Consider the following 23,720-nt stretch of genomic DNA (forward strand, 5'->3'; position numbering starts at 1 on the left):
CCCATTTCGTGAAGAGGATTGCTGACTCATTAAGAGTAACTGGCAAGCAGTCGTTTCAGCGAGGTGGCCATTCTACCGTGGCGCCGGTCGGTGTCAAGTGATTCGTTTTTGTTAATTCCAATGGAATCAAACAGTTAAGAGACACTTAACAATGTTGCCGTTTGGCTTAGCCGGTGACAACGAGGAGCGCATTCTACAGCGTTGTGACGTTGTGTCAATCAGCATTTAAATTCTGCTTAAATACCGCTGACCGTCGGTCGCTGCTTTAGCTTTTACTCCGCCCCTGCATTCGTTATCAGAAAGCAGAGAGGCGGCGAATTATAAGGCGGTGGACGTTTTTAACAACCCGCTTTTACTAAGTTCTTGTACGTAATCCACAGAGAAACCTACGTTTGAGGGATTCTTCCTCGAACACCCTCTACAACTTTGATCTCTTTATTGAGCTAGATACCACCACACGCTTTATTTATGCACGAGAAAAATCGAAAGGAATGACTTCTTTAATATCCCTGGTTCCGGTGATCAACATATGTAACCGGTCGACCCCCATGGCTACACCTGCACAATCCGGGAAGCTTGTTTTTAATGCATCCACAAGATTCCTATCGTAGGGATACACAGGCAAACCAAGCTGTTCCCGTTCTTTCTGGGCTTGTTCAAAGCGGGTTTCCTGCTCATCGCCATCTTCCAGTTCGTGATAACCATTGGCAACTTCAAAGCCACCAATAAACAGTTCAAACCGCGCTGCTACTTTTTGCCCCTGCTCATTAGTACGGAGACGGGCCAGTGCCGACATGCTGGCAGGGTAATCAAACACATACACACCTTCCAGACTACCACTGCCAGCTTTGCCAAGCCTTGGTTCGATGCAGGTGCTGAACAACAAATCCAAATAATCGTTTCGAGCAAGGCCACTCAGGCCTTTATCCACATGCTTTTGGGTCAACGTCATCAGCTCAGTATCTGTGGCTTCGTGGGGATCAACCCCCAGCTCATTCTCGAATAACTCTTTATATGTGAAGCGGCCGCACTCCTGGAATGGAGTCACCGCACCAACCACACCCGTTACATCATCCATCAGTTGGTGATGGTCAATGTTAAGCCGATACCACTCCAGCATGGTGAATTCGGGGTTGTGGCGTCCACCCGCTTCACCGTTACGAAACACCCGCCCGAGGTAATAGATGTCGCTACTTCCCGCAGAAAGCAGACGTTTCATAGGGAATTCGGGTGAGGTATGCAGAAACAGCGTTTCGCAAGTGCTTGTCCCCAGAGGGGAGAAAGTTGCCTGAAAGCTGTCTATGTGAGGATCGACTGTTGCATGACGAGAGAGCATGGGCGTTTCCACTTCCAGCACATTTTCCTTGTGGAAGTATTCACGAATATTCCGAAGAACCTCCCCCCGCTGGCGAAGGTTTTCAAACGAAGCTGAAGGTTGCCACTGACTCATAAAACACACTCCTTACCGTCCAAACAGCAAAAAGCCCGGCAAGCCGGGCTTTTCAACACTCACCAGATGATTACTTCTGACGACCCACGTACTCACCAGTACGGGTATCAATCTTCAGAATTTCACCTTCAGTGATGAACAGAGGCACCTTAACAACTGCGCCGGTGCTCAGGGTCGCTGGCTTGGAACCACCGGTAGCAGTGTCACCCTTCAGGCCAGGATCAGTCTGAACAACTTCCAGCAGAACGAAATTAGGAGCGGTTACAGACAGTGGGGCACCGTTATACAGAGTAACCGTGTATACTTCCTGTTCCTTGAGCCAGTTCACAGTGTCGCCAACGGCTTCTTTGCTGGCACCGTGCTGCTCGAAGGAACCGTCTGTCATCATGAAATGGAAGAACTCACCGTCGGTGTACAGGTATTCCATGTCGTAATCCATGACATCGGCGGCTTCCAGAGTTTCACCGGATTTGAAAGTACGTTCCCAAACACGGTTAGTCATCAGGTTGCGCAGACGGACGCGGTTAAATGCCTGACCCTTGCCAGGTTTAACAAATTCGTTCTCCAGGATGCTGCAAGGGTCGCCTTCCAGCATAACTTTCAATCCGGAGCGGAACTCATTAGTCGCGTAACTAGCCATTCGTAAATACCAGGAATGTGTCAAAGCCCCGTATGATAACCCGTTCAGCCCAGACTGTGCATACTAATAGCATCAACATTCAACAGAAAAATACGCAGTCATGGCAGGAAATCCTTAGCCAGGCTGTTACCAAGCCCGACGAACTCCTCAAAATACTGGGTCTGAGTACTGACTTGTTGCCGGGGGCTATCGCCGGCAGTGAGCAGTTTCAGATGCGGGTGCCGCACACATATATAGCACGGATGGAGCGGGGCAACCCTGATGATCCGCTGCTTCGGCAGGTTTTGCCTCTGGGTATCGAGCTGGACGAAGTGCCCGGCTTCTCTGTCGACCCTTTGGGTGAACAACCTAAAAACAGTCATCGTGGCATTCTGCACAAATACCATGGTCGCCTGCTGCTAATCCCCGGACAACTGTGCGGCGTAAACTGCCGCTTCTGCTTCCGCCGCCACTTCCCCTATGCAGACAATAAACTCAATAAAGACGAGTGGCAGTCAGCCTTCGACTATATAAGGAATGACTCGTCTCTCACGGAAATCATTCTGAGCGGGGGCGACCCACTCTCCCAGAATGACCAGCGCCTGCGGTGGGTTGTGGAAGAGTTAAGCCAAATTCCGCACTTAAAACGCCTGCGTATCCATACTCGCATGCCGATTGTGATCCCTCAGCGCATTACAGACGAGATGATTGACTGGCTAACAGCCACGCACCTGCAGCCTATTGTTGTTGTTCACTGCAATCATCCCGATGAAATTGACAATAACGTTGTCCACGCCCTGAACAAACTGCGAAGCAGCAACGTGCAGCTATTAAACCAAAGTACTCTGTTGAAAGGGGTGAATAACTCGGCAGACGTTCTGGCTGAATTGAGTGAAAAGCTGTTTAACAACGGAGTTATGCCCTACTACCTTCACCTTCTGGACCGGGTACAAGGTGCTGCTCATTTTGAAATCAGCGAACAGGAGGCACAAACGATTATGGGTAAAATGAGCCAACTGTGTGCTGGTTATCTGGTACCCAGGCTCGCACGGGAAAGTGCGGGGGAATACTCAAAAACAGTTATCCCACCTATTTATTAGAAACCATCTTCATTCATGTTACGTGACAATAATTTCTCTTTTTCTTTAGAATAAAGCGATAAAGGTGCCAATAAGTGTGAACGGAATCACACTCACACTAAGAAAAAGAAGAGGATTTGGCCTTATGGAAAGTGCCCGCCTGAAGACACACCTTTCCGTTCCCAAGTGCAAAAGGGATACACTGACGTTTGCCAAACCAAACAATGATTCCGTACGACAGTGGATTAGAAACCTCCCCAAAGCCAACCTGGGAGAGATGGCTCGCCAGCTGTACTTCGCACTGCAGGAAATGAATCAGGTTCCCCTTCCTGCCAGCAAACGCCTCTCATTTCTAGAGCTGCTTCGTCCGAGTATTCATTACACCTGCCGCACACTGGCCCGGCATTATCTGAAAAAGCCCATCACGCTCACTGCCAGAGAACGCAAGATCGCGAATCTGGCACAATCACTCCAGAGCCACCTGCTCACCGGGTATAAGATGGTTGTCGTTCAGCAAATGGAGAGTGAACCCAGCGAACAAGACCAGACCAATCTGATTATCGCTGTTCACCGAGCTATTAATGAAAGCTGCTACTTCCTGCTGCGTTGCTACCAGCTTTACTGCGACACACCAAAGCTGATCTGGAAAGAGCTGCACAGTCTCTATCACTTGGCGGAAGATTACAAAATCGCCCAGACCAAAGTGGAAGACCATGAGAATCAGGTACTCCAGCAGATTTCTATTGCCGATAGCTATAAGCGAGCGCTGCTCCTCAGTCGTGCTCGCCCAAACATGCTCCGGCAAATGGAGTTGGATCAGCTGTTTCGCGTTCTCGAGAAGTGGTCTGGCTCAGCCTCGTTAAGCAACAAGGTGTCAGACTCCACACTTTTTGCCATCAATATCGAATCGGACAAAGCACCGGTTTACAGCGTAGATATTGCTATTGAAGACCCGACACTCTTCCGGGGGCTGGAAACCCAGCATCTTGCAGAGGATTTAAAGAATTCAACCGGCTCAGACTCAGACGCTCAAATCCCAGCCACACTACTCAATCATCTCACTTCAGCCTGGGGGGCAAAAACATCCAGGCATCATCACCGAAAGCATGCAGCAGGAAAAATTTCCTTTGCTGCCGGATTAAGCGGCACCCACTTCTACCTCGGTAATGAAACGCCATTTCATACCATGCTGACAGAAGACTTTGGAGAGCTGCCTCTCACCGATGCCCAGCAATCTTTTCACGCGGACGATGGTGATGTGTGGGATCACGTTTCGGGCGCCGTTCCATCCGGTATGCACATAGCTCGCATGAAAGGTGACAGCATTGTTTTCAATGAAGACAATGATACTCCGGTACAAAAGTATCCTATCTTCCAGGCGTCTTTAATTGATACCAGCCCCGGAGGTTACTGTGCATATATTGATGGCTCAGTGCCACAACAAATTCAGACAGGAGAACTTATCTCTCTCCGCTCACCGGGTGGATTGCAATGGATTCTGGCAACCATTCGCTGGATACGGTTAGAAGGGTCTGAGCGGGTTGTATTCGGCATTCAACTATTATCGCCCAATGCGCACCCAACCGCGGCATCCGTGCTCCGTAAAAAACGGAGCTGCAGTGATTTTATGCGTTGCTTCTATTTGCCCGAATTTAAAGAGCTGAACGAGCCTGCGGCTCTTATCACCCCACGAGTGCCGTTCCAGATTGGCAGCAAAGTACGCTTTTTTAATGGAAAAAAGTTTATACAAGCCGTTTTAACAGAGTGTACTCTCTCAACAGGGAGCTTCTGTCAATTTCTGTTTAACCCAGTTGATTCTACTCTCTCGCAAACGGCAAGCTCTCAGAAAAAACCACAAAAAAAGCTTGAAAACTCCCTGGCTGATGATGATTTCAACGCTCTTTGGAAAGATTTGTAAGAGGCATTCTGACATCGCTACTGCATCACTGTTATTTCAGAGGCGTTGGGTTAGTATGCTCATCACAATGCAATAAAAACGCTTACCAAGAGCCAACCAAATTAAGAGCAACAGCAGCCCTGTTATGGCAGATCCACTTTCCTCAGAGCACGCCACGTTGGAAAACCGTGGGCCACTGCGCCTTCTGTTTTTAGAAGACGCACGCAATCAGGCCGAAAGCCTTGTCAGTCACTTCCGCAACAGCGGGCTTGCCACCCGTGTTCATCGTATTACTTCTTCAGAAGACCTTCAGGAGTCACTCAATACCGATGCATGGGATTTATTGCTTGCTTTTGAAGGCACAGCCACATTGACTCCAGATGAAGCTCTGGTAGAAGTCACATCCAGAAAAAAAGATTTACCCAGCATTCTTCTTCAAGGTGATGAGGTCAATTACGAACGTATCACCGAATGGCTACAGGCAGGGGGCGCAGATGCCATTCCCTTCAACCAGTCCGAACGATTAAAGCTGGTGTGTATGCGGGAGTGGAGCAATCTCCTGCACAGACGACAGAAACGCATTAACGAGGTTGCCCTTAGAGAAGCAGAAAAGCGCTGCCAGCTGCTACTGGACAGCTCTGTTGATGCTATCGCCTATGTTCACGAAGGCATGCATATTCACGCTAACCCTGCTTATGTTGAGCTGTTTGGTCATGAGGACCCGGACGATCTCACGGGTATGCCGTTGATTGATATGGTTCACCGAGAAAACCAGAACAATCTCAAACAGCTCATTCGTCAGTTTCAGCAGGGTGAAACCGATATTCCGCCCCTGGAATTCAAGGGTGAAAAAAACGACGGTGAACACTTTGATGGCGTTATGACCCTCAGCGCTGCAAAGTGGGATGGCGAACAGTGTACGCAGGTTGTTATCCGTAAAACAGAAGCTAAGGCCGACCCGGAGCTGGAAAAGAAACTGGCGGCGATGAAATCCACAGATATGCTCACCGGGCTATTCAACCGAGCTTACTTTACCGAACAACTGGATGCGACAATGGCTCAGAGCCTGTCTGGTGACAGGAGCTTTGCGGTTATTGATATTCGGTTGGATCAATTCCGCGATATCAAAAAGGAACTGGGGGTTGCCCGTGCTGATGCCTACCTCGCAAAAGTTGCTCAGCAACTGAAACCAATTGTTGGAGAGCTGGGTATTTTAGCCCGATACAGTGATGATGTACTCTTGGCACTGATTCACAACGATCTCCAACCTCGTCTGAAATCATTGGGAGAAAAGATTCTCAGTGAAGTGAAAGGGCTCGCAGTGAATATTGAGGAGGCAGAAATCCAGACAACAGCTTCTCTGGGCATTATGGCCATGAATGAGAAAGCGAATAGCAGCCATTACATTCTCACTCGCGCCGAAAGAGCTTGTCGCAAAGCACGGGAGAACGGTGGAGACCAGCTGGCATTTCACGATTATCAGGCCGAACTTCAGGCCATGGTTAAAGAAGGCGATATTGTTGCACTGGTGACCCAGGCTCTGGAGCAGGATCGTTTTAAACTCAGCTTCCAGCCCGTGCTCAACCTTGAGCATGAAAATGAACAGCAGTATGAGGTGTTCTCCCGTCTGGAAAACGACGAGGGTGAAATAATTCCGGTGTCAGAGTTTATAGCTGCCAGCAAACGCGCTGGTCTGACAACCCGTATTGATCGCTGGGCCATTCTACATGCTATCAAAGCGCTGGCCGAACACCGCTCCCTGGGGAGAAAAACCCGCGTATTTCTCAGTCTTGGTCCTGACTCCATACAGGATCAAACCCTTCCCTCCTGGATAAACGTTACTCTAAAAGCAGCCAAGTTACCCGGCAATGCGTTTATTTTCCAGATGCAGGAAGAGGATTTGCTGATTCACAGCGATGCTGCATTGCTAATGTGTCAAAACCTTCAGAAGCTGGGCTGCGGAGTATGTATCACCCACTTTGGTACTACACCTGATTCTTTCGAGCTTCTGGGAAAGGTTTCTACAAACATGGTCAAAGTGAGCGGTTCACTGGTTGCCGATCTGGATGAGGAGGAAGCTGTTGAAAAGCTACAGACCATTGTCACAACCCTGCGTGAACAGAATAAACAAGTATTAATCCCAAGAGTTGAGAGTAATAAAACCCTCTCGCTTTTGTGGCAGTGGGATGTAACTTATGTGCAGGGGTATTACCTTCAAGCACCTATGGATAGTATGGATTACGAGTTCCAGTAACTCACAATGCAGCTTATAAGCAGAAAGCCGACGACTTTGTCGGCCTTCTTCCTAACTCTGCAATCCCACTAAATCACGGTCATGCCAACCTAACAGATAGAGAATACTATCGAGGCCAAGGGTAGAGATAGATTGCCGTGCCGACTGCCGTACGAATGGCTTCGCCCGAAAGGCAATACCCAGGCCCGCCACAGCCAGCATTTCCAGATCATTTGCGCCATCTCCCACAGCAATCACCTGCTCCAGCCGTATGTCTTCCTGCTGGGCAATCTCTTTTAGGAGAAGAGCCTTGCGACTGGCATCCACAATCTCGCCTTGAACAACACCTGTCACTTTACCTTCAACAATTTCCAGCTCATTGGCATATACGTAATCAATGCCAAGCTTCTTCTTCAGATTATTGGCGAACCATGTAAACCCGCCAGATACAATCGCGGTTTTATAACCCAGAGCACGCAGACTTTTGATTAACCGTTCAGCACCCTCAGTAAGACGAAGCCGGGCAGCCACTTTTTCAAGAGCTGATTCGTCCAGCCCTTTCAGCAAAGCTAAACGACGGCGGAAACTTTCCTGAAAATCGATTTCCCCCTGCATGGCCTGCTCGGTGATAGCGGCCACCTGAACGCCAATACCGGCTTCAACAGCCAGCTCATCAATCACTTCTGCCTCGATCAGAGTGGAATCCATATCAAACACCACCAGCCTGCGGCTACGGCGGTAGATCGTGTCTTCCTGCAGGGCGATATCCACGTCCAGCTCGGATGAAAGATTAAGGAAGTCTGCTTTCAACTTCGCCTGATCTGCCGGAGTGCCCCGCACAGAAAACTCAATGCAGGCTCTGGAAGACGACAGGTTATTGTTTTCAAGAGAGGTACGGCCAGACAGGCGGGTAATGTTTTCGATATTCAATCCGTGCTGGGCCGTGAGTGCGGTCACTCTGGAAACTTTTTCTGCACTGATCGAACGAGACAGCAATGTGACCTTGTAGTGATCCTTACCCTGCCGAGTTGTCCACTCCTGATACTCCTCGGGTGGCACAGCACGATATGTCACCTGCAGATTTTTCTCGTGAAGATCAAAGAGCAAATCTTTCAGCAGAGGAGCCACATCAGAATCATCCACCACCTGGATCAACATTCCCCAGGTGAGTGAATCATGAATCACCGCTTGCCCAACGTCGAGAATCTCAACTCCATAACCGGCCATAACACCGGTGATATCCGAAGTCAGACCCAGTTTATCTTCACCGGTCACATTGATTAAAATTATCCGTCCCACAATACCCCCTCCAGAGCAGAATAGGCACATTCTATAGGTTCTCCTGTAACCCGTCAGTGCCTTTAACTTTCTTGTTACCCCCTCGGATATTTGAGCAGGTGTCATGTGTCTAACAAGCAGGAAGGCTGCCCCTCACTGCAGTTGATGAACCACACATAGTTACTAAGGAGTTTTCAAGCCATGGATCATTTGTCTAGCGCTTATAGAGTGATTTCAAGTCATGCAGGTGAAGCATTTCGCTGGGTATCTGAAAGCTTGCCCCTCCCAAGTATACGCCCTCAGAATAAAGCCGGCAGGGCGAGACCACCCGCTCTTTCCTTTCCGGAGATGTGCGTTGAGAAGCACCTAACCCCTGTAGAAAAGGCGTGGGAGCAACACTCTCTGCACCCATCAGCCTGGCAAAGGAAACATGCTGTTCAATACATAACGCGAGACGAACTTGAGCATGGCCACGAGATGTTCGGGAATGTTCCCCTGACCCGCAGTACCTGTGTCAATATTGGTACGGACCAAGCCCCTCGCCTTCAGCTTGCCAATCAGGTTTCGCTGGAGATTAAAGACCTCTCTGAACCCGTCAATTTTATATTGAGTCAAATCCCCTCAAAGGATTCCCTACCTTCGTTTCTTGAAATGCTATATCAGAAAGCCGGTGCACTGGTCATCCTTGAAACAACAAGGTTTGCTTATTGGGAGCAGTTACCTGCAACCGTCTCTATCAATGGCCAGGACTATGAGTTTTCTATGAATGATTTCACAAAGAGTGAGGGTATAGAAGAAACCAGTTTGTTTATAAAGAATTGCAACTCTGAGGAGACATCCTGCATTCCCACAATTATCGCCTACGACTGGGCCGATATGAGTGCATTTGCTGAAAACTCATTTGAAAAACTTGTGGCCTCGACTATTGACCATGAAAAGAGGTCTCGAGCCTCTGATAAGCACGTCGTTGTTCATTGTCGAGCAGGTGTAGGACGATCGGGGGCTCTTGCTGTGAGAACAGCCATGTCATACCTGATACAGGCTGGCACTATTGAGAGTGAGCAGCACCTTATGGATGCTCTGGTGAAACTGACCAATGCAGGCAAACAAGAGCGAAGTCCGTTATGCGTCACCAAGTTTTCGCAGTTTGAGATGGTATACACATCCAGCCTTAAAGAATTTCGGGACACTCAGGCCCCTTTGCAACCTGCAGCAAAACGAAAGAAAGACGGAGAGGGTGTACCCGTTATGGGACAAGCCGAGATCCTAAGCTGCCCTGTACGTACCAGAAAAATAGTCCATGAGACGAAGTAATTTTTGCGTCTCTCAGGCACAATAAATAGAAACCATCATTGTTAGAGCCGCTTGTGTCTATCAAACGCTTTTTCAACCTGAGCTTCCCAGGTTTTTCCCAACTCAGTATTGGCAAACAGATTCCCCTGCTGCTGGGGGGAACACTTATCGGCAGCCTGCTTTTTGCTGGCCTTCTGGCTACCAGCGAAATCACCAAAATCACTCATCAACAGGCTGACCGGCTGGGCAATGCACTGGCAGAACAGACGGCTAATGCCGCCCGTGACCTTCTGGTGACTGGTGACCGCCTCAGTCTCAACGTAATGCTTGGTCAGCTGACTCACTCCGAGTACATCACCCGTGCCACCATTTTCAGCATTGATAACAAACGCATCGCCAGCACGGAATCTCCCGACTACGACCCTGACAAAACCTATGCCCTGTATACGGCATCTATCGACTACCAGAACGTAATTGCCGGTCAATTGCGTTTGGAAGTGGATATGGATCGTTTTGAGCGGCCCTCACAGGAAGCTCTCCTACTGTTTCTCGGATTAACCATTCTACTCGGCACAACTGGCGTTGTTGTCGCCTGGAACTATGGCCGTTCCCGCAGCCTGCTGTTAGCTCGTTGTGTACGACAGCTGCAAGGTTTAGGACAGGGAGCCCGTGTATACAACAATAAAATTCAAGATGAAGTACTGCAGCTCGCTGCCCAGCTTGAATACCTGATCACCAGTGGCTACAAACCTGCACAACCAGTGACGGCGCCTTCTCCTGTCGAACTTGATGAGGAGAATATCGAAGAGGCTTCTGAACCCGCCCTTGAAAGCCCCGTGGTTCTTGCTATTCGCTTCAGTAATATGGCTCACCTGAATCAAACACTGAATCAGGTTGTATTGCTGACCTTACTTGAAAAGCGCCTGCCGCGTATAAACGACGCAGCCAAACTGTATAACGGCTCACTGGAATACTCCGCCGAAGGCAATGCCTATGTCAGCTTCTCCCGCCACAACGGTGAGGAAAATGCCATTCAGGAAGCCATCTGCTGTGCCCGCCTGGTGCAAAAGCTGATTACGGTTCAAGAAGAATCTGATCCTGCCGCCCTGTCTTTGCAACTGGGTATCAGTACTCTCGACACAGCAAAACCCGGCGATCAGCACCCATCACTGATCGATGCAGCCTCCAGTCAGGCCATAATGCTGGCTAACCTTGGCGATGGACTGCTGATACTGGATACGCAAGACCGTGAAGAACTGGAAGGCCTGCTGCAAATTTCCCTTTCTGAAACCGGGTTTGGTGAAGATATTGTGGAAGTCGGCCCGCTGCCGGAGCAGTTCCACTTGTTGATTGATCGTCAGGCCGAGCAGATTCGCAACAGTTACAGCGCACAAGACGACCATTAACACACTATAAGCCTTAACAGGAAGCTAACCAAAAGTTCGCCTGAGGTTAGCTTCCCTTACCTTGTTTATTAAAGCCGCATCTCCACGCCACGATCCGCCATATAAGCCTTAGCCTCCGGGATCGTATGCTGCCCAAAGTGAAAAATAGAAGCTGCCAACACAGCATCAGCCTTCCCTTTCACAATGCCATCAACAAGATGATCAAGATTTCCCGCACCACCGGATGCAATAACAGGGATAACAACCGCTTCAGAAATGGCCCGCGTGACTCCAAGGTCATAACCGTTCTTCACGCCATCCTGATCCATACTGGTTAGCAGAATCTCCCCCGCGCCCAACTCTTCCATCTTTTTAGCCCAATCCACAGCATCCAGCCCTGTTGGTTTACGGCCTCCGTGGGTAAAAATCTCCCAGCGATCATCTTCACCGGGCTGGCTGACTTTTTTGGCATCAATGGCGACAACAATACACTGGGAACCAAACTTCTCGGCAGCTTCCCGCACAAACTCAGGGTTAAAGACAGCCGCCGTATTAATGCTCACCTTATCCGCTCCAGCATTGAGCATGGTGCGAATATCGTCCACCGTACGAATACCTCCGCCCACAGTCAGAGGGATAAACACCTCACTGGCGATAGCTTCTACTGTATGCACCGTGGTTTCGCGGTCATCACTGCTGGCGGTAATATCAAGGAAAGTAATCTCATCGGCCCCCTGCTCATCATAACGACGGGCGACTTCTACCGGATCACCGGCATCACGGATATCAACAAACTGTACGCCTTTTACAACCCTGCCATTATCGACATCCAGGCAGGGGATAATTCTTTTTGCGAGTCCCATTCCACCACTCCAAACCAAAATTTTTTGCACTCGATGTTCATAGGAGGGGAAAGGTGTTCTGTTATCAAAGGCCATGGATGGCCTGATAGCCCCCCAGTGCAGGGACAGCACTGAGGGGCAGAGAGCAGAATTCCTTTTCCCGGATAGCACCAATAATCACGGTTGCCAGCGCAAAAAATTCCCCAGCAACTGCAGGCCTGCTTTGGCACTTTTCTCGGGATGAAACTGCACAGCAAACAGGTTATCCCGTGTTAAAGCTGCATCCAGCTGCACGCCGTACCGGCAGGTTCCGGCAACCAGCTCCCTCCGGGGGCACTGAGCATAAAAGCTGTGCACAAAATAAAAGCGACTCTCGTCGTCGATTCCACTCCAGAGAGTGTGCTCCGACTGTTTCACCCGGCTCCACCCCATGTGGGGCACCTTCAAATGCTCATCCCCTTCATAAAGATCACGACCAAAGTAGCTCACGTGCCCGGGTAACAGGCCAATACAATCAACACCGCCATTTTCTTCACTGTGCTCCAGAAGAACTTGCATCCCCACACAGATACCCATCAGTGGTTTACTTTTCACAACATCTTTGACCAGCTCATCCACCCCCAGCCGCTTGATCTCAGCCATACAGTCGCGGATAGCACCTACGCCCGGGAGAACAACACGGTCTGCACTGTGAATCACTTTTTCATCGGAAGTCACCTGCACTTTCATACCTGCCGGAACCACATGCTCCAGCGCCTTGGCAGCCGAGTGAAGGTTCCCCATCCCGTAATCAATCACTGCAACGGTTTGCATCGCTAACTCCTAAGAGATGGGTCCTTCAGAGAGTGCCCTTGGTGGATGGCATCTGCCCACTCATACGCTCATCAGCTTCCAGCGCCATACGAAGTGCACGACCAAAAGCCTTAAATACGGTTTCAATCTGGTGATGAGTATTCTGACCACGAAGGTTATCGATATGCAGGGTGACCCTGGCGTGATTCACAAAGCCCTGAAAGAATTCACGGAACAAATCCACATCAAAGCCACCCACGGCAGCACGAGTGTAATCCACATTGAATTCCAGCCCCGGACGACCGGAAAAATCAATCACAACCCGTGAGAGCGCTTCATCCAGAGGCACATAAGCATGGCCATAACGGTGAATGCCCTTTTTGTCACCAACAGCTTTATCAAAAGCTTGCCCCAGAGTAATACCGATATCTTCCACGGTATGGTGATCATCAATATGACGATCACCAACGGCTTTAATATTGAGATCAATCAGGCCATGACGAGCAATCTGATCCATCATATGTTCGAGGAAGGGAACGCCTGTATCGAATGCTGCAGAACCAGAACCGTCAAGGTTAATTTCTACCTTAATCTGGGTTTCCAGAGTATCGCGCTCGATAAATGCCTTACGGTCAGCCATGATGATGTCCCGGTTATAGAGTGCTTGTAAGCTGTTTTTATAATGCCGGATGGAATTATATGTGCCCGCACCGCCCTTGCCCAGCTGCGCTTGAAAACTGACCACTCAAACTTGTTATTCCCGTAAAGGCTCTTAATATGCGCGGATAATTCAGAGTTATTTATAGAGCGCACCCATGCCAGTTTTTCTTGAAGCTATTGAAACACCAAATCAGGACGACCACAGAGATCTCACCAAAGTATTTAACGATGCTCCACAATGGCTGCAATCTTATAACGATGTGGATCAGTGGCTGGCCAGCATTGCAGCGTCTGAGGAATTACAGCTGTTTGCAGGGCGCTTCAACGATCGTCTGATTACTGCCGCCGTTGTGCGCAAAGAGGAAGGTAAGTGGCATCTGGAGTGGTTGACTGTTCGCACTGTTACCCGTGATCGCTGCGTAGGCCAGCGCATGGTTTCTGAAATTTCCCGGGTGGCCGCGGAAAACAACTGCACCCTGTCCGCCAAACCGATTGATAATGCAGAGACCCTGCCCAGCTATCTCAGAGCGTTAATGGGACTTTAAGGCTCTCTCAAACCTCAGCGAAGGCCGCAGAGCCAAAGAAACAGCTTCCAGTCATGGTTGCGAATAACCTGCAGCCAGAGCGCACCATTTATGCGGCGCCCGGCCTGCTGAATCTCATGAGCATTGGCCAACCAGCTGGGAGCATAGCGGCTCATTCCATCCTGCAGACCATCCAGTGCATCCACTGCATCTCTGGCCTGCAGACTTGCTCCTCCGTCCAGAGGAGGCAAAAACCATTCGAACGCTGGAATTATTGCTCGCCCCGCAATCATATGTGGAAGGTAACGAGCCAGGTAGTTGAGTTCTGAGTTCAGGGCAAAACTGGTACTTCGACTGATACGATACTGCCAGACAGATGACCTTTCTGAAGATTGTACAGAAGGCGCGCTGTCTCTCATCTCCAAAGCGGGGCCTGCGTAAGAATCCACCCAGGCCAGGTGCCCGACCTTTTTCCCGGGAAGGTCAAAGTAAAAGAACGTTTTCTCATGTCCCACCTGTACCCATCGCCTCGGTATGGGAAGTTCTTCGGGTCGCCAGGCTAATTGGGAGCAACTGATAACAATCCATTCATCTCCCCCCAAAGCATGGTACGCAAGATTCCGAATATTATCGTAAATCACATCATGAACATGGCTGCCCCTCTCTTCATGCTGTGCATGAAGAATGCCCTGGGCGCACTCAAGATAGGTTTCGTGACTGCCCAACCGTGCATAACAATTCAAAGCACTGGATATCTGACTGATATATTCCGGATGCAAAACCGTACGAAAATCATGCAGGCCGAACCGTGTTTCACCATCAATCAGCATTTGTTCGAGCCAGGGGAGTTCTTCATCCATGTATTGCTGATCCAGAGGAATCAAAATGCGCTTCTCATGGCGCTGACGATAATCGCTAATATCCACCTGTAATTGTTGCTGCAATAAGCCTCTGCGCACCGGTCGCACTTTCACCTTGAGAGAAAGTTGATCAATACGGTTACGATCCATCACCTTTACAAGGTTGTCCCACACCTTGCAGCTTTCAGCCACTTTCTGTTTATGAGCCTTGCGCAGGTTCAGAGGCACACGCACCAAACGCACTTCAAAACCCTCTCTCTCCCGGTCGTAGAGGGTCATAAACAGCTTTTCGCGCAAACAGGGTGGGGGGTTAATATCCAGGCTATCCAACATCTGGTTGCTTGCACGCTTTCGATAACCATTCACAGCCCAACGTGAAAACAACAAAACTGCAGGCAATGCTGTACTGAAACTGAAAGGACGATGAGGCGAGCTGTATCGGCTTTCCACCCCCGCAGCCAACTTAGAGGCCATGTATAACCCGCCACTGGACAAGCCGTTGTAATACATATTGTTGGCTTGCTGCAGCCACATCCATGCAATGCCGGTAAGACTGATTTTATGGGTAACCCACCCCAAAGCGTAAGGAATGCCTCCATTCGCACCGGCATACATGCGCAAAAAAGCATGCATACCCATCAGCCCAACAGCGGGTAAAACGCCGCCATAAAAGAGGTTGGATGTGAGAGAGCTTTTTAAGTGGCCGTCGCCAATCCCCTCAAAGAAGATAATGTGATCGCCCACCCGCAAAAAAACACCGGCCTTATTGGAAGCCCAGTTAATAGTGGATTGCTGTTTGCCAGCCTCCAGCACAGGATCGTAACCTGGTCGCTCAGAAGGGAATTCCGCATCACCGGCCTGCGCCTTTATAGAAACAATCAGACAGGCAAGCAGCAAACAGGCTGGCAGAAGTGTCATCACCTTGTTCTGTGAAAAACCGCTGCCCACTGCTGCCATACACCGCCAGCCTCAAACTGATCGAGAATAATCAGGCCAATATAGTCAGGCAACAGGCTGCAAATGTTGCAATTTGTTGTAGATTCAGGGGCTTTCTGTTGTCGGAACCGAACGCCCTGCACCAACGGATTGCTGAGGATTACCCTCTGTGTTTTTCAAGGCTCCTTTGTGAGCATCTATGAAAGCACTGCAGGCACGGCCGTCACTTTCCACATTCTTTGGCAGCGGCTGACCAGCTTGCCGGGCAATAGCCTTGGCGAAGTTCAGCATTTTGGGAGTAGGCTTGCGCGGCCCACCCTGCCCCTGCCGTGGACCACCTCGCTGGGTATAGCCGGATACCGGCCCATGGAACTGCTGTAAATCCTGCAGATACTCTTCCAGCCTGTCCAGCTGCTTGCCCACAAATTTGTCCCGCTGCTCACAGGCAGTGCCGTCTTCGCTGCGCAGCTCACAAATACGGTTTAGCCAATCCTCCCATACCGCTGTTGTTTCCACCTGCACCAGCCATGGGGGCAGGCCATCAATCAGCGCTTCACCCTTGGCAGTACTTTCCAGTCGGCTGCCTTTACGCTGTACAAACTCCCGGGCCAGAAGAGTTTCGAGAATACTGGAACGGGTGGCTGGCGTACCAATGCCGGCACTATCCCGCAAAAGTTTACGAAGTTGGGGATCACGGACATGACGGCCCACGGATTTCATCGCCTTAATCAGAGTACGGTCGGTAAACCATGCTGGCGGCCGTGTGGTTCGGGTTTGCAGTAATACATCCTGCAGCGGCGCCGGCATATGTCTGGTCACCGGAATGGGCTGCAGGTGGGACACATCATCATTGTCGTCTTTCCTCCGGGGAAACGCCTGGCGCCATCCTGGATCCAGTACAACATTCAGCGTGGTGGCAAACCGGCTGTGGGGGTGCCCCAGCAAATCTTCCGCCGGTACAGCCATCCCCAGTTTCTGCTCGCGAATCTGGGCGGCTGGCCACAAGGCCTGCACATAACGGCGGGCGACGATTTCGTAGGCCTGCTGTTCCTGACGGGACATGCGCTCTAAATGCGCAGCCTTGCGGGTAGGAATAATCCCATAGTGCTCCATGGGTTTGGTGGTGAAACACGCCGGACGAAACTGTGAATAGCTGGTGTCCTGACCGTTATGAATATCCCGGGCACGCCCCGCGGCCATGGCAAGGGACGGGATACGGGTTAAATGCTCAAGAACCGGATTACGTTCGTTCGGTTCATAAAGAGAAACCGGCAGTTCCGCATGCTCGGTGCGGGGGTAGGTTACCAAACCATCGTTATACAATTTCTCCAGAACCTTCTGGGCATTAGAAGCTGTAAGGCCTGCCGCTTTGTGCATTTCCGCCTGAAATTCCGCCAGATCACAGGGCAACGGTGGCTGGCGTTTCAAATCTCGGGTTTTGCTGCCCACAACAATGGCACGATCACCATTGACCAGCAGTCGCTCTCTGAACGCCTGCACCTCCGCTTCCCCCACAAACAGAGGCGTATCGAGAGGTTCCGGCGCACCGTCCTTTACGACTTTTTTGGAAGGTTCCCACTCTACCCCCGCAGGCATGGATTCGATAATTCCGGCTGTAACCTGAGGTGTGTAGCGGGCTGAAACCACCTGATCCCCTAACAAGAACTGCCCGTCTATCAGGAAGTGATCTTTGGGAACAAAGTTACGAATCTCCCGACACCGCTGCACCAATAAAGCCAACGTCGGCGTTTGCACCCGCCCGACAGAGACGACAGATTCCCGGCCAGAACCCTGGCCAAGATGATCCCCCATCTTGCCGTGGCGGGCGTAACAGGTGAGCGCCCGCACAACAAACTGGTAAGCCCAGTCCGAGCGGGCGCGGGCTTCTGAGGCACGAAACCAGGATTTCATCTCGTCGCCGGATTTCAACCGATTGAAGGTTTTGCGTACTGCCGCTTTATCCAACCCATCCACCAGCCAGGCATGGCGAACCGGGCCGCGAAACTTACAATGCTCCAGAAGATGCCAGGCGATGGCCGTTCCTTCCCGATCAGGGTCGGTACTCACAATCACCTCACCTGCGTTTTTGAGGTGTTGGCGTATCACTTTTAAATACTGAGTGGGAGATTTCCCCTTACGTCCTTTTTGTGGCTGGGTGACCCGCAGATCAAAACTTCTGGGAATCGGCAAAAGTGTAGAGGGGTTGCTCCAGCTGGCATCGGGTTTAAGCTCCTGTGGCTCCATCAGTTCCAAAAGATGACCGGAGGCCCAGACGACAGTCACAGCCTGCCCGTTCAATTCACCGGTGCCGTAATCCCCTTGAATACGCCAGCCCATGGCTTCGGAAATCTGCCGTGCCTGATCACGCTTCTCAGCCAGAACGACTATAGCTTTCCCACGAGCAGGCTGTCTTTGCCTCTGATTGTGTTTACCTGTGCCAGCCATAGATTCACTGCATCAGACTTTCAATGAGAAAGCCTGCAAAGTACCTGTATAAATTAACAGTTACCTAAGTTAATCTATTTTCCTGATAAGGCCAACAACCCTATCAGCCTTTTTTCTTCAGATGAGACAGGGGCAGTTCAGTACGACTCACAGGAGCACGCAGAACAAAGCTGGAATGTGCCCCGGTTACCCCTTCCAATGGCGTGATTTTGTTGAGCAGAAACTCCTGATAGTACTCCATATCCGGCACCATCACTTTGAGCATATAATCCGCCGACTGCCCGGTAATCAGATGACATTCAATCACCTCAGGGTAATCACGAATATACCCCTCAAAGTTTGCAAAACGCTCAGGAGTGTGGCGATCCATGCTGATGTGGATAAACGCCGTGAGCTTCAGCCCTAAAGCCCCGGGGGTAAGCCGGGTCACGTGATCCTGAATAATGCCACTCTCTTCAAGGGCTTTCACCCGTCGCAGACAGGGCGATGGTGACAGGCCGATGCGGTCTGCCAGTTCCTGATTGGTCATGCGGGCATTTTTCTGGAGTTCTTCCAGAATACGGAGATCATAACGGTCAAAACTTACTGACATTGCTCGCCCCACCACCATAAAAGCATATTATTTTAATAATTTAATACAGATTAAAATAATATTGCGAACAAAGTGCTTTTTTCTATCACTTTCGCAATCATTCACCCCGTTTATTTTTCTATTATTTTCCCGTCGCCATAAGCGACGCCCCGCAATACCCGGGATGAACCGGAACGCCACAAGCGCAACGGTTGAAAGCAGCTTTACCAAAGCCGCTAAAAACAGCCCACAAGGCTGCAGAAAAAACAGAACATTGAAAGGCTGGTCAAACGGGGCCAGCCTTTCTACTTTCAGGAGGCATGAAATCAGAGGGGCACCTTATGGAAAAGATATTCGACCATAAAAAGTACAAAGCCTTTCCAGCGGTCAAGAAAGCCAATCGCCGCTGGCCCGACAACACCATCGAAACCGCGCCCCTCTGGTGCAGCGTTGATCTGCGGGATGGGAATCAAGCGCTAATCGAGCCCATGACTGTTGAGCAGAAGTGCCACCTGTTCAAGCTCCTGGTAGACATTGGTTTCAAGGAGATTGAGGTTGGCTTCCCCGCAGCCTCTGGCCCCGACTTCGACTTTGTTCGCAAACTTATAGACGACAAAATGATTCCGGATGATGTCACCATTCAGGTGCTCACCCAGGCTCGCGAACATTTGATTACCCGCACGTATGAAGCACTGAAAGGCTGTCGCCGTGCGGTTGTGCATGTGTACAACTCCACCTCAACCGTACAAAGAGAGCAGGTATTCCAGAAGGATCGTGCCGGTATCATTGAGATTGCCGAGCAAGGTGCCCGCATGGTGGCCGAAGAGGCGAAAAAACACCCTGATACTGAGTGGGTGTTCCAGTATTCTCCTGAGAGCTTTACTGGCACTGAGCTGGATTACGCTGTGGATATCTGCAATGCCGTTCTCACTATCTGGAAACCTACGCCCGATAAGCCGGTGATTCTTAATCTGCCTGCCACGGTAGAAATGTCTACCCCCAATATTTTTGCTGACCAGATTGAGTGGTTCCTCGATCACATTAACAATCGTGAAGCCGTTATTTGCAGCGTCCATACCCATAATGACCGTGGTTGTGCGGTTGCCGCTGCAGAACTGGCATTTATGGCGGGAGCTGATCGTGTAGAAGGCACACTGTTCGGAAACGGTGAACGCACCGGCAACATGGACATCATCACCATGGCGATGAATCTGTATAGCCAGGGTGTTGACCCTAAGCTGGACTTGTCACGTTCCGACGACATCATTCGTGTATACACAGATACCACAAGCCTGCCGGTTCACCCCCGTCACCCATGGTTTGGTGAGCTGGTATACACCGCCTTCTCCGGCAGCCATCAGGATGCTATTCGCAAATGTCTGCATCGTCGCAACGACAACGAACCTTGGGAGGTAGCTTATCTGCCTATCGACCCCACCGATATTGGCCGTGACTATCAGGAAGTGATTCGCATCAACAGCCAGTCTGGCAAAGGAGGTGTTGCCTTTGTTCTGGAGCAGGAACAAGGCCTGCAAATACCCCGTTGGCTACAGATTGCTCTTTCCAGCGCCGTACAGGAAGAAGCCGAAAACAATGCGTCTGAAATTTCCAGCAGCCAGATTTGGAGTATTTTCCAAAAACGTTTTATGACTCAAGAGAATGGCTGGCGGATTGAGAACTATCGTCTGGAACACTCGCGTGAAGAAGACGTTGTAGAGGTAGGGCTGTCATGTCAGAGTGACCGAATAGTCATCCAGAATTCAGGCACAGGGCCACTGGACGCATTCTCCAAAGGCTTGGATAAACTGGGTGTTCATCTCGATATTATTGACTACAACAAACACGCGCTGGATAACGGTTCCGATGCTCGCGCTGTCAGTTATGTGCATGCCAGCGTGAATGGTCAGCGTTATTGTGGCGTGGGCATTGACCGGGATATTGTGCTGGCTTCCCTGAAAGCGATGCTTGCGGCAGCAAATCAGGCCTTGTCGGCCACCAGGGCTGTGGCCTGACGAACGCAGGACAGTGATAAGAATGAATCACCGTTTTTCTTGTTTTCTTCTGTTCACCCTTCTTCTTGGTGGGTGCGCCAGTTCTATCGATCACTCTCAAACCGTCAGTCAGCAGGCTTTACGCATGCATGCGAAAGCAGAAGTGATCAATACCAGTCACTACCCTCTGCAAACGATTCAGGTCACTCCGGGTAAGAGTAAAACTCTACGGATTTATATTGAAGGCGATGGTAGAGCCTGGGCACGCCGCTCCCGCCCTTCCCTCGACCCAACGCCCAGAAATCCGCTGGTTCTGGATTTGATGAAAGCCGACCCAGCCACAGACAAGGCCTACATCGCCCGCCCCTGCCAGTTTGTGATGAACAGCCAGTGTAATATCAGTGTGTGGACAGATCTGCGATTCAGTACCGAGGCGGTAGCGGCCACCAATGAAGCGCTGGATGCACTCAAGGCGCAAGGCAATTACCAGACACTGGAGCTGATCGGATTTTCAGGCGGAGCTGCCATTGCTCTACTGGCAGCGGCCACGCGGCGAGATATTGCTTCTATTCGCACCATCGCTGGGAATCTGGACCCCGCATATGTGAATAAAATGCACAACGTTTCCTACATGCCGAAAGCTCTAAGTCCGGTGAAGTTCACCCACGAGCTGGGTGATATTCCTCAGCTGCACTTTTCCGGGGCAGATGATCCTATCGTGCCACCAGCAGTGTATCAGGTGTATAAGTCGCGGTTTAGCAAACAGGATTGCATAGCCGGAAAAACAGTTAAAGGAGCCAATCATCACCACGGCTGGCGCGACCACTGGCCGACTTTGCTGGGGGAACCCTTGCCTGCATGCACCTCCCCTCCTCTTGGCACATAAAAGGTAACAGCAGGCGAAACCGATATTCCTGAACTATCTTTGCAGCCCAACTAAGAACCACAACACCCGGGGCAGTCAAAGGGATGAACTCAGTTCCTGTTACTTTAAAGCAAGGGTTACCGCACTTAGTCGCATTCCTGCTTTTCCTGATGACAGGCGGCTCTGTTTATGCCGAAGGCTTTAAGTTGTTTAACCGGAACTGGTCATCCGCTGCAGTGAATAAAACTGATCAGGGCTGGCAGCACATTTATATGTGTCACCGCTGTGATTCCACCCCATCACTCACCATCACCACAACCAGAGATGTGATTTCAGACCAGCCCCTCACTCAGGAGTTCGAGAAGGCCTACAAAACTGTTACTGTGGAATCAGATATCATAAAAGGGCACAGAAAATTTAATGCCATTCGCGCCTCCGACCCCATCAGCCCCGAAAGTCCCGAAAAAATCACCTATCTCATCACCCGTTACTTCTCAATGGATACAGAGCACTGGCACTATGTGCAGGCCCTGGTTGAAGCCTTATCACCCATTGACTCCCTTATGGCAGAAGAACGCTGGCTGGATGCACTGGCCCATGCAGAAATCCGTGCAGGAAAGCTCGTGCTGCATGATGATACAAGCACGGCTTACGTTGATATTGCCCACCCTCAAACATCGTTAGTGCATGAGATGGTTGAACGGTTCGGTGCAGGAAAACTACTGGCAGGCGGTGCGGCCTTATCCACAACCGCAGTTCTCATTTTTGGCACTCGGGTTACGCTGGGGAAAATGGGTGTACGAGGGTTGTGTGGGAATACTCTGGACAGCTGCAAGTGCACAGACTACCTGGTGTCCATCTTTGGTATTCCCGTTATCAAGTTCAGGTGGTAGCTGCTCAGATTCCAGTGACTGTCGCGCCGCTCTTCTCACCACAACATCGTTCTGCCCAATAGCGGCGACACCAGCAACATCCGTCACTCAGTATAAGAGATTACTTCAGCTCCTGAGCTTCTGGACAAGCTGGCTATCGAGGGGTGTATGGTCACGGCTGGCGCAATGAGCTGCCAGAGGTTTGTGTACAGAACACATCCACCCCGGCTTCACTCAGGGCCTCATGGGAAGACGCATCCAAACGGTCATCGGTGATAACAAGGTCGAAGCGTTTCAAATCACAGATTTTATGGAACGAGAAACGGCCGTACTTGTCGCTGTCTGCCACCAGAATACTGGTTACGGCACGTTCTATCATTTTTTGTTTGATAGAGCAGCGACGCTCTGTCGGCGTAGTCACACCACGGCGCAGATCCCAGGAGGTACAGCCGACAAAGGCAATATCAACATGAACATTGTCCAGGAACGCATCAGCTTTGCTTCCCAGACAGGACTGGGTACGATCATCCACTCGGCCACCGGGAATAAACACTTCCAGATTTTTGTAGCGACACAAGAACTGAGCCTGCGCCAGATCGGAAGTAATGACACGAATATTTTTTTCCGCAATCGCCTGCGCAATATCCATGCAGGTTGTACCCGCATCCAGAAGAATGGAGTGCCCGTCATGCACCATGGAAGAGGCATAGCGCGCAATAGATGCCTTTTCGTCCGGGCTCTGGCTACGGCGTTCTTCCGTATGAGGTTGTGTATTGATGTACTGACCAATCGTCGCACCACCATGGGTGCGGCGCACAAGGCCCTGCTCTTCCAGTTTGTTCAGATCACGTCGGATCGTCATGCTGGAAACAGCAAGGTTTTCTGCCAGTGTTTCAACATTTGCATATTCGTGTCGGCGCAGGAAACTGAGAATGTGCTCACGGCGCTCTATTGCTAACAAGGGAAGGTCCTCCAGAATACGGGGGGGCTCAGATATCTCCCTCAGGAGAACTGTTGAGCCTGCAAATGAACAAAATTGCACAATTGTATAGGGAAATGGCGTTTATCTCTCTTGGGATATTCCCATATATGAGATGGGAGTCTCTAAGCCCCGTATAGCTGTTGCCC

General features: G+C 50.5%; 19 protein-coding genes. 9 read left to right on the forward strand and 10 right to left on the reverse strand.

The features are described from left to right. Positions 1-466: 466 nt before the first annotated feature. Positions 467-1,450 (reverse strand): EF-P lysine aminoacylase EpmA, encoded by a 984-nt coding sequence (gene epmA, locus E1189_RS09410; protein ID WP_155159821.1) that lies wholly within the window; start codon positions 1,448-1,450, stop codon positions 467-469. A gap of 70 nt (positions 1,451-1,520) precedes the next feature. Further along, positions 1,521-2,090 carry an elongation factor P gene (gene efp / locus E1189_RS09415; protein WP_155159822.1) on the reverse strand — a complete coding sequence of 190 codons (570 nt, stop codon included), beginning with the start codon at positions 2,088-2,090 and terminating at the stop codon, positions 1,521-1,523. A gap of 32 nt (positions 2,091-2,122) precedes the next feature. Between efp and epmB the strand changes: the two genes are divergently transcribed. From epmB to E1189_RS09430, 3 genes are all read left to right on the forward strand, one after another. Beyond that, a complete protein-coding gene (gene epmB, locus E1189_RS09420) occupies positions 2,123-3,169 on the forward strand; it encodes an EF-P beta-lysylation protein EpmB (protein ID WP_155159823.1) in 1,047 nt (348 codons plus the stop codon). 124 nt (positions 3,170-3,293) lie between these two features. After that, positions 3,294-5,066, forward strand: a complete 1,773-nt coding sequence (locus E1189_RS09425) for a cyclic-di-GMP receptor FimW-related protein (RefSeq protein WP_155159824.1) — start codon at positions 3,294-3,296, stop codon at positions 5,064-5,066. Positions 5,067-5,190: 124 nt separating this feature from the next. Beyond that, positions 5,191-7,299 carry an EAL domain-containing protein gene (locus E1189_RS09430; protein ID WP_155159825.1) on the forward strand — a complete coding sequence of 703 codons (2,109 nt, stop codon included), beginning with the start codon at positions 5,191-5,193 and terminating at the stop codon, positions 7,297-7,299. Between the two features lie 51 nt (positions 7,300-7,350). Here E1189_RS09430 and serB read toward each other — a convergent pair whose 3' ends face one another. Beyond that, positions 7,351-8,577: a phosphoserine phosphatase SerB gene (serB, locus tag E1189_RS09435; RefSeq protein ID WP_329601963.1), complete on the reverse strand. Its 1,227-nt coding sequence runs from the start codon at positions 8,575-8,577 to the stop codon at positions 7,351-7,353. Positions 8,578-9,033: 456 nt separating this feature from the next. Between serB and E1189_RS09440 the strand changes: the two genes are divergently transcribed. Together E1189_RS09440 and E1189_RS09445 are read left to right on the forward strand one after the other, a co-directional pair. Next, positions 9,034-9,870, forward strand: a complete 837-nt coding sequence (locus tag E1189_RS09440) for a protein-tyrosine phosphatase family protein (protein ID WP_196221352.1) — start codon at positions 9,034-9,036, stop codon at positions 9,868-9,870. Positions 9,871-9,923: 53 nt separating this feature from the next. Then, positions 9,924-11,255 (forward strand): hypothetical protein, encoded by a 1,332-nt coding sequence (locus tag E1189_RS09445; RefSeq protein WP_155159828.1) that lies wholly within the window; start codon positions 9,924-9,926, stop codon positions 11,253-11,255. Positions 11,256-11,323: 68 nt separating this feature from the next. Here E1189_RS09445 and hisF read toward each other — a convergent pair whose 3' ends face one another. From hisF to hisB, 3 genes are all read right to left on the reverse strand, one after another. After that, on the reverse strand, positions 11,324-12,097 hold the full coding sequence (gene hisF / locus E1189_RS09450; RefSeq protein WP_155159829.1) for an imidazole glycerol phosphate synthase subunit HisF: 774 nt from the start codon (positions 12,095-12,097) through the stop codon (positions 11,324-11,326). Between the two features lie 156 nt (positions 12,098-12,253). After that, the gene (gene hisH, locus E1189_RS09455; protein WP_155159830.1) at positions 12,254-12,889 is read right to left on the reverse strand and encodes an imidazole glycerol phosphate synthase subunit HisH; all 636 of its coding nucleotides are present in this window, start codon (positions 12,887-12,889) and stop codon (positions 12,254-12,256) included. Positions 12,890-12,914: 25 nt separating this feature from the next. Then, positions 12,915-13,508, reverse strand: a complete 594-nt coding sequence (gene hisB, locus E1189_RS09460) for an imidazoleglycerol-phosphate dehydratase HisB (protein ID WP_155159839.1) — start codon at positions 13,506-13,508, stop codon at positions 12,915-12,917. Positions 13,509-13,683: 175 nt separating this feature from the next. Between hisB and E1189_RS09465 the strand changes: the two genes are divergently transcribed. Further along, entirely contained in the window at positions 13,684-14,073 is a 390-nt protein-coding gene (locus E1189_RS09465) for an acetyl-CoA sensor PanZ family protein (RefSeq protein ID WP_155159831.1), read from the forward strand. Positions 14,074-14,087: 14 nt separating this feature from the next. Here E1189_RS09465 and E1189_RS09470 read toward each other — a convergent pair whose 3' ends face one another. From E1189_RS09470 to E1189_RS09480, 3 genes are all read right to left on the reverse strand, one after another. Then, the gene (locus tag E1189_RS09470; RefSeq protein ID WP_155159832.1) at positions 14,088-15,869 is read right to left on the reverse strand and encodes a hypothetical protein; all 1,782 of its coding nucleotides are present in this window, start codon (positions 15,867-15,869) and stop codon (positions 14,088-14,090) included. A gap of 84 nt (positions 15,870-15,953) precedes the next feature. Further along, a complete protein-coding gene (locus tag E1189_RS09475; RefSeq protein ID WP_155159833.1) occupies positions 15,954-18,293 on the reverse strand; it encodes a DNA topoisomerase in 2,340 nt (779 codons plus the stop codon). A gap of 103 nt (positions 18,294-18,396) precedes the next feature. Then, positions 18,397-18,885 (reverse strand): Lrp/AsnC family transcriptional regulator, encoded by a 489-nt coding sequence (locus E1189_RS09480; protein ID WP_155159834.1) that lies wholly within the window; start codon positions 18,883-18,885, stop codon positions 18,397-18,399. A 320-nt stretch (positions 18,886-19,205) separates the two neighbouring features. Here E1189_RS09480 and leuA point away from each other — a divergent pair, with 320 nt between their 5' ends. The 3 genes from leuA (at position 19,206) to E1189_RS09495 (ending at position 22,613) form a co-directional block, all read left to right on the forward strand. Continuing rightward, positions 19,206-20,876: a 2-isopropylmalate synthase gene (leuA, locus tag E1189_RS09485; protein WP_155159835.1), complete on the forward strand. Its 1,671-nt coding sequence runs from the start codon at positions 19,206-19,208 to the stop codon at positions 20,874-20,876. Between the two features lie 22 nt (positions 20,877-20,898). Beyond that, positions 20,899-21,741, forward strand: coding sequence for an alpha/beta hydrolase (locus E1189_RS09490; protein ID WP_155159836.1), 843 nt, complete (start codon positions 20,899-20,901; stop codon positions 21,739-21,741). A 149-nt stretch (positions 21,742-21,890) separates the two neighbouring features. Further along, entirely contained in the window at positions 21,891-22,613 is a 723-nt protein-coding gene (locus E1189_RS09495; protein WP_155159837.1) for a hypothetical protein, read from the forward strand. A 151-nt stretch (positions 22,614-22,764) separates the two neighbouring features. Here the strand turns inward: E1189_RS09495 and E1189_RS09500 are convergent, their stop codons facing one another. Further along, complete coding sequence (locus E1189_RS09500; protein ID WP_196221354.1) at positions 22,765-23,553, reverse strand: DeoR/GlpR family DNA-binding transcription regulator; 789 nt, start codon at positions 23,551-23,553, stop codon at positions 22,765-22,767. Positions 23,554-23,720: the final 167 nt, after the last annotated feature.

The organism is Parendozoicomonas verongulae (assembly GCF_009711465.1).
Taxonomy (GTDB): Bacteria; Pseudomonadota; Gammaproteobacteria; order Pseudomonadales; family Endozoicomonadaceae; genus Sansalvadorimonas; species Sansalvadorimonas verongulae.

Excerpts from the sequence above, each read along its gene's own strand:
- E1189_RS09475 (WP_155159833.1), bottom strand. The coding sequence starts at position 18,293 with ATGGCTGGCACAGGTAAACACAATCAGAGGCAAAGACAGCCTGCTCGT.
- E1189_RS09480 (WP_155159834.1), bottom strand. The coding sequence starts at position 18,885 with ATGTCAGTAAGTTTTGACCGTTATGATCTCCGTATTCTGGAAGAACTC.
- epmA (WP_155159821.1), bottom strand. The coding sequence starts at position 1,450 with ATGAGTCAGTGGCAACCTTCAGCTTCGTTTGAAAACCTTCGCCAGCGG.
- E1189_RS09465 (WP_155159831.1), top strand. The coding sequence starts at position 13,684 with ATGCCAGTTTTTCTTGAAGCTATTGAAACACCAAATCAGGACGACCAC.
- E1189_RS09490 (WP_155159836.1), top strand. The coding sequence starts at position 20,899 with ATGAATCACCGTTTTTCTTGTTTTCTTCTGTTCACCCTTCTTCTTGGT.
- hisF (WP_155159829.1), bottom strand. The coding sequence starts at position 12,097 with ATGGGACTCGCAAAAAGAATTATCCCCTGCCTGGATGTCGATAATGGC.
- epmB (WP_155159823.1), top strand. The coding sequence starts at position 2,123 with ATGATAACCCGTTCAGCCCAGACTGTGCATACTAATAGCATCAACATT.
- hisH (WP_155159830.1), bottom strand. The coding sequence starts at position 12,889 with ATGCAAACCGTTGCAGTGATTGATTACGGGATGGGGAACCTTCACTCG.
- E1189_RS09495 (WP_155159837.1), top strand. The coding sequence starts at position 21,891 with ATGACAGGCGGCTCTGTTTATGCCGAAGGCTTTAAGTTGTTTAACCGG.
- E1189_RS09430 (WP_155159825.1), top strand. The coding sequence starts at position 5,191 with ATGGCAGATCCACTTTCCTCAGAGCACGCCACGTTGGAAAACCGTGGG.
- E1189_RS09440 (WP_196221352.1), top strand. The coding sequence starts at position 9,034 with ATGTTCGGGAATGTTCCCCTGACCCGCAGTACCTGTGTCAATATTGGT.
- efp (WP_155159822.1), bottom strand. The coding sequence starts at position 2,090 with ATGGCTAGTTACGCGACTAATGAGTTCCGCTCCGGATTGAAAGTTATG.
- E1189_RS09425 (WP_155159824.1), top strand. The coding sequence starts at position 3,294 with ATGGAAAGTGCCCGCCTGAAGACACACCTTTCCGTTCCCAAGTGCAAA.
- E1189_RS09470 (WP_155159832.1), bottom strand. The coding sequence starts at position 15,869 with ATGGCAGCAGTGGGCAGCGGTTTTTCACAGAACAAGGTGATGACACTT.
- leuA (WP_155159835.1), top strand. The coding sequence starts at position 19,206 with ATGGAAAAGATATTCGACCATAAAAAGTACAAAGCCTTTCCAGCGGTC.
- hisB (WP_155159839.1), bottom strand. The coding sequence starts at position 13,508 with ATGGCTGACCGTAAGGCATTTATCGAGCGCGATACTCTGGAAACCCAG.